This window comes from Marinobacter caseinilyticus, assembly GCF_011074955.1.
In the GTDB taxonomy this organism is placed as follows: Bacteria; Pseudomonadota; Gammaproteobacteria; order Pseudomonadales; family Oleiphilaceae; genus Marinobacter; species Marinobacter caseinilyticus.
In genome coordinates this window covers 1-5,213 of sequence record NZ_WUQJ01000007.1, presented here as the reverse complement: position 1 = coordinate 5,213, position 5,213 = coordinate 1, and the positions used below count along the sequence as shown (strand labels likewise).

General features: G+C 54.5%; 2 protein-coding genes and 2 pseudogenes. 2 read left to right on the top strand and 2 right to left on the bottom strand.

All coding sequences use genetic code 11. From position 1 onward, the window contains the following. Window positions 1-39: 39 nt before the first annotated feature. A protein-coding gene (locus GRX64_RS03575; RefSeq protein WP_166263825.1) for an IS3 family transposase occupies window positions 40-1,127 on the bottom strand; the annotation gives its coding sequence in 2 pieces (ribosomal slippage) (window positions 40-872 and window positions 872-1,127; 1,089 coding nt in all). A gap of 76 nt (window positions 1,128-1,203) precedes the next feature. On the opposite strand from GRX64_RS03575, the pseudogene GRX64_RS03570 reads away from it, so the two are divergent. After that, window positions 1,204-1,667: pseudogene (locus GRX64_RS03570) on the top strand (IS66 family transposase); the annotation flags it as partial. Window positions 1,668-1,800: 133 nt separating this feature from the next. Here GRX64_RS03570 and GRX64_RS03565 read toward each other — a convergent pair. Next, entirely contained in the window at window positions 1,801-3,411 is a 1,611-nt protein-coding gene (locus GRX64_RS03565; RefSeq protein WP_166263824.1) for a putative bifunctional diguanylate cyclase/phosphodiesterase, read from the bottom strand. Between the two features lie 909 nt (window positions 3,412-4,320). Between GRX64_RS03565 and GRX64_RS03560 the strand changes: the two are divergent. Then, window positions 4,321-5,213 (top strand): annotated as a pseudogene (locus tag GRX64_RS03560) (IS3 family transposase); the annotation flags it as partial.

The window sequence follows — 5,213 nt, the reverse complement described above, 5'->3', positions numbered from 1 at the left end:
GGTAATCCCCCCTTTTTCCAGGGGCTTCAAAAGTAGAGTTCAGGCCACAGCGGCCAGTTTCTGTTGTGGGGTTATGCCCCCAAGTGCCATGTTCGGTCGTTCGTGATTGTAGGTCCATAACCAACGCGTTGCATATTCCTGCACTTCCTCGATGGAGTGGAACAGGTACTGGGCCAGCCAGTCATAACGCACCGTGCGGTTGTAACGCTCGATATACGCGTTCTGTTGCGGGTTGCCCGGCTGTATAAACACGAGCGTGATCTCACGCTTTTCAGCCCAGGCGGCCAAGGTGGCGCTGATGTATTCCGGGCCGTTGTCACAACGGATCTGGGCGGGCTTTCCCCGCCACTCGATGATCTGTTCCAGGGCCCGAATTACGCGTTCAGAAGGCAGTGACAGGTCTATCTCGATGCCCAGGCCCTCCCGGTTGTAGTCGTCGATCACATTGAACAGCCGGTAGCGGCGGCCGTCCTCCAACTGGTCGTGCATGAAGTCCATGGACCAGCTGGTGTTGATGGCCATCGGCACCGCTAGCGGCTCGGGCTTTTCACGTACCAGCCGCTTTCGGGGCTTGATGCGCAGGTTCAGCTCCAACTCCCGATAAACCCGGTAAACGCGCTTGTGGTTCCAGGGGTAGCCCTTCACGTTGCGTAAATACAGGAAGCACAGACCAAAACCCCAGTTGCGCTGGTTGTGGGTTAACCGCACCAGAAGATCCGCAATTTCGGCATTTTCAGTGCTGAGTTTGGCCTGGTAGCGATAGCAGGACTCGCTGACGCTAAAGGTGGCGCAGGCCAGGCGAATGCTACAACGCACATCAGCAACCGCTTTACGCGCCATCTCACGGCGGAGAGATGGCTTTAGAACTTTCCCTCCAGGGCTTCCTTGCGCAGCTCGGACTTGAGGCGCTCTTCGGCGTACATTTTCTTGAGGCGCCGGTTTTCGTCTTCGAGCTCCTTCAGGCGCTTCATCATGGAGGTGTCCATGCCGCCGTACTTGGCCCGCCACTTGTAAAAGCTGGCACTGCTCATGCCGTGCTCGCGGCACAGCTCAGGGACCGGCACGCCACTCTCCGCCTGCTTGAGGATGGCCATGATCTGGCTGTCGGTAAAACGTGATTTCTTCATGCAGAATCTCCCTGCGTTTAGCTTACGGAAAATTCTACTTTTGAGCACTCTGGTTTTTCGGGGGATTACCGCCCAGCTTTACCAAGTCGAGCGGGAAACCAAAGATCTGCCACCAGATAAGCGACAGCAAATCAGAAATGAAAAAGCACGGCCCATTGCCAGTGCCCTGCATCAATGGATGCTCGCGTACCGACAGAAAGTGCCGGATGGCTCCGGCACGGCCAGAGCCTTGGATTACAGTCTCAAACGCTGGGCAGAGCGCTGACGCGTTATCTGGACGATGGCGCAGTGCCCATCGACAACAACTGGGTGGAAAACTAGATACGCCCGTGGGCATTGGGTCGGAGCAACTGGCTGTTCGCGGGTTCACTGAGAAGTGGTCAACGTGGGGCTACGATCATGACGCTGATCCAGTCTGCCAAGCTCAATGGGCACGATCCGTATGCTTATCTGAAGGATGTGCTGACGAGACTGCCAACGCAGAAGAACAACGCCATTGATGAGCTGCTACCGCACAATTGGACGCCGGCGGTTATTTAGTAATGTGTGATGGCCTGAAGCTTAGGCTTTTTCTGAACGGCGTGTAAGAAGTATCTTATACGGAGGAGTCACTGGTTCCCGGAACGGACTTTGCTCGCACCGTAGAGCTGGGCCTCGCCAGTTGGGCTGCAAATCATGAGAAAGGAGCAGGGCGTGCGAAGTAGTATCCCTGCTGGAAAAACACTCCCGCTTCGTGCAGCCAGGTCCGCTCCTCTTCCGTCTCAACACATTCCGCAATCAGTGTGATTCTAAGGGTGTTTGTTAGTGGCACAAGACCGGTTACCAGATTCTGGGCACGCGGATCCAGCGCCGCCGCGCGGACAAAAGAGCCATCGAGCTTGAGCTTATCAAGCGGATATTGCCAAAGATAAGACAATGACGAATAGCCCACGCCGAAGTCATCGGCGGCAATCTGAACCCCGCGTTCGTGTACTGCCTTTAACGGTTCCAGCATCAGTTCCGGTGAACTGAATACCCTCTCTGTAAGCTCCAGGGTCAGCCAGCCAGGAGGCAGGCCGCTCTGGATCAAGACTTTGTCCAGCTTGTTTAAAAAGTCCGAGGCAACAATGGTGTTGGCCGTAATGTTGATAGCCACTGGCTTGCCCATGGCCATCGCTTGATGACACGCGTGCTCAAGCACCCAAAGATCGAGATTGACGATGAGCTGCATTTCTTCCATCACTGGAATGAAATGTCCGGGCAGGACCATCCCCCGCCACGGGTGTTGCCAGCGGATCAGGGCCTCCATAGACACAGTCTCCCCAGTTCGCGTGTCAACCACAGGCTGGTAATGGAGTTGAAACTCGCACTCACTAAGGGCCCGCTGGGCTTCGGCTGGCACCCAGCTGTAGGCTAATACGTGCTCCTCCTGGGCGAGGCTGAAAAACGAGTATCGATAGCCGGATTGCCGGGTTCGTTCAAGGGCGATGGTGGCCCGCCGCTCCAGATCCTTTGCCGTTGAGCCGTCCTGGGGGAAACGAGCGATGCCGATATTTAGGTGAATCATGAACTGGAGCAGGCCAACTTTCAGAGGTTCATCGAACAACCGGTCCATAGCCTGCATACGCTCGACGGTATGATCGTCACTTTTATGGCGGATGAGTAGAATAAACTCGTTGCCCCCTATCCGGCCAACGCACTCACCCTCAGCTAGCGAACGCACGATGCGTCCGACAGCCTGATGGAGCGCGTGATCACCCAGATCCTGGCCTAGGGCTTGGTTAATGCGTCTCATGCCTACGATTTTAAGCCGAAGGACCGCCCATTGGGCGCTGGGATGGCGGTTGAGTGTTTCTTCAGCTGTTGCAATGACCACCCACCGGGTTGGAATGCCTGTAGCCAGGTCCATCTTGCTGAGTTCGTGCGCGCTATCCTCTTGGGATTGGTTGTCGGTCAGTGCAATGGCTAACGCGAGCACTTCCCGGCCTCTTGTCGTATTCACAGGAATAAGTTCCCACGCTACATCCAAGCCACCAACACTCTGGCGACAGCTCTGTAGGTCGCCTTCAATAGCCTTGGCGTGGGCCTTTCGTAGTCCCAAGTTTCCCGTCGTTTCGGGGAATAAGCTGTCGATGGATTGCCCGATCGAATGCTGGTTTGGGTTAAGAATCTTGTCGATACTGTCGCCACGGCCGGCCATAAGCACGCCGGCACTGCTAAGTAAAAGCTTTACGCCGGGGGTATCTTCGATTGGAAAATCTTCAAGAAATCTGTTCGGATCCCAGTTCCATGTGCTATTCGTCATCGATCCGACTCCCAGTTTATGGCGCTAATGCTTACAGTGAAATATGGCACCCTTTCCAGCGATTATATAAGCGCTGCTAAATCGACATCTTTACTCTCAGTTCAACTGTGCCACTTTTTAATCCTGCTCCAATAATGAATTGCACGGCAGTAGTTGTTCAAGTTTCTGTACTTGAGCCATGCGCTCTGAGTATAGGCTACGAGCGCACTAAAAAGTGGTCAGCGAGCTGCCGCTGACTCAGCCGGTGAAATTGATTAAGCACGATCCGTACATCCAGCTGAAAAACGAACTGACAAGGTTCTCAGCGCAGAAGAACAACTCTATTGATGAGTTGCTACCGCAAAATCGGATATCGACGCACACCCACAAGGTGTGATGGCCGGTCGCTTACATTACTCGTTCTGCACACAAACCTATAAAACAATAGCTTAGCTGAGCATAGCCCTCTCTGCCATGTAATCATTTCAGGTCTGCAATGTGCTCCGCCAGTCATGCTGGGTGAAATGGCTGTGATTCGCTTGGAGGCTCTGGCAGAAAGCCCTGACTCGAATGTTCGCTTTTGTTTAGGTATTGCCTGGAATGCGGGACGGTCGCAAAGCGGACATTCGTGTTGGGTGATCACAGCCCTCCGATGGACCGCTATTCGAGACTTGGGGGCGTCTTCCTTTGCGGGGGAGGTCCAAAGACGTTTCTACTAGATGAGGGAAGTCCATGCAGGAATTCGAGTCACGGACTTTGGCATATCACTGAGCAGGCTCCCCCAACAGGATGGGTTTCAGATGAGAGACTAACCGCCCAAAACTCACCACTTCGCCGCACCTCACATGACATATTCTCATCCAAGCCCTGAATCGCCCCGGGTTTTATAGACACCTCCAGGCCTTATACTAAAGGCACTTAGGAGGGCCAATGAGACACCCACAATACACCGAAGAATTTAAGATTGAAGCCGTCAAACAGGTGGTAGAGCAAGGCCACCGTGTTGCCGATGTTGCTGCCCGACTGGGCGTGTCCAGTCATAGCCTATATCAGTGGAGAAAGCGCTACTCCAAGCCTGCTGATCTGCGCCAGCAAGATGATGACCTCCAAGCTGAAAACCGGCGATTGAAGGCTGAGCTTAAACGCGTGTCAGAAGAGCGAGATATATTAAAAAAGGCCACCGCGTACTTCGCCAGAGAGTCCGACTGAGGTACGCGTTTATTCGGGATCATGCGGGCCAGTATCCGGTACGACGTCTGTGCGGCATGTTGTCTGTGCATCCCAGCGGCTATTATGCCTGGTGCCGTAATGCATTGTCTGGCCGGGCTCGGGAAGATCAGCGTCTGCTGGGACAGATCAAGCATGCCTGGCTGGAAAGCGGTGGTGTCTATGGATATCGTAAGATTCATCAGGATCTACGAGAAGCTGGTGAGGCGTGTGGCAAGCACCGGGTAGCCCGTCTTATGCGCCACGAAGGGCTGCGCTCTCAGACTGGATATAAACGCCGCCCGGGCCACTACAGTGGTAAACCTGCTGCGGTATCACCCAATCATCTCGATCGCCGGTTTGAAGTAGCAGCGCCCAATCTCGCCTGGGTTACCGACATCACCTATATCCGCACCTACGAAGGCTGGCTCTATTTATCAGTCGTTATTGATTTGTTCTCTCGTCAGGTTGTTGGCTGGTCGATGAAGCCACGCATGACCGCCGACTTGGCGCTGGATGCCCTGTTAGCCGCAGTCTGGCGCCGAAAGCCCCACGGGGTTGTTATGGTGCATTCAGACCAGGGCAGTCAGTTCAGCGGCGGTGAGTGGCAAAGCTTT

What these genes read in the sequence shown, in the direction of transcription:
- GRX64_RS03565 (WP_166263824.1), bottom strand. Translation starts at nt 3,411, where the DNA reads ATGACGAATAGCACATGGAACTGGGATCCGAACAGATTTCTTGAAGAT.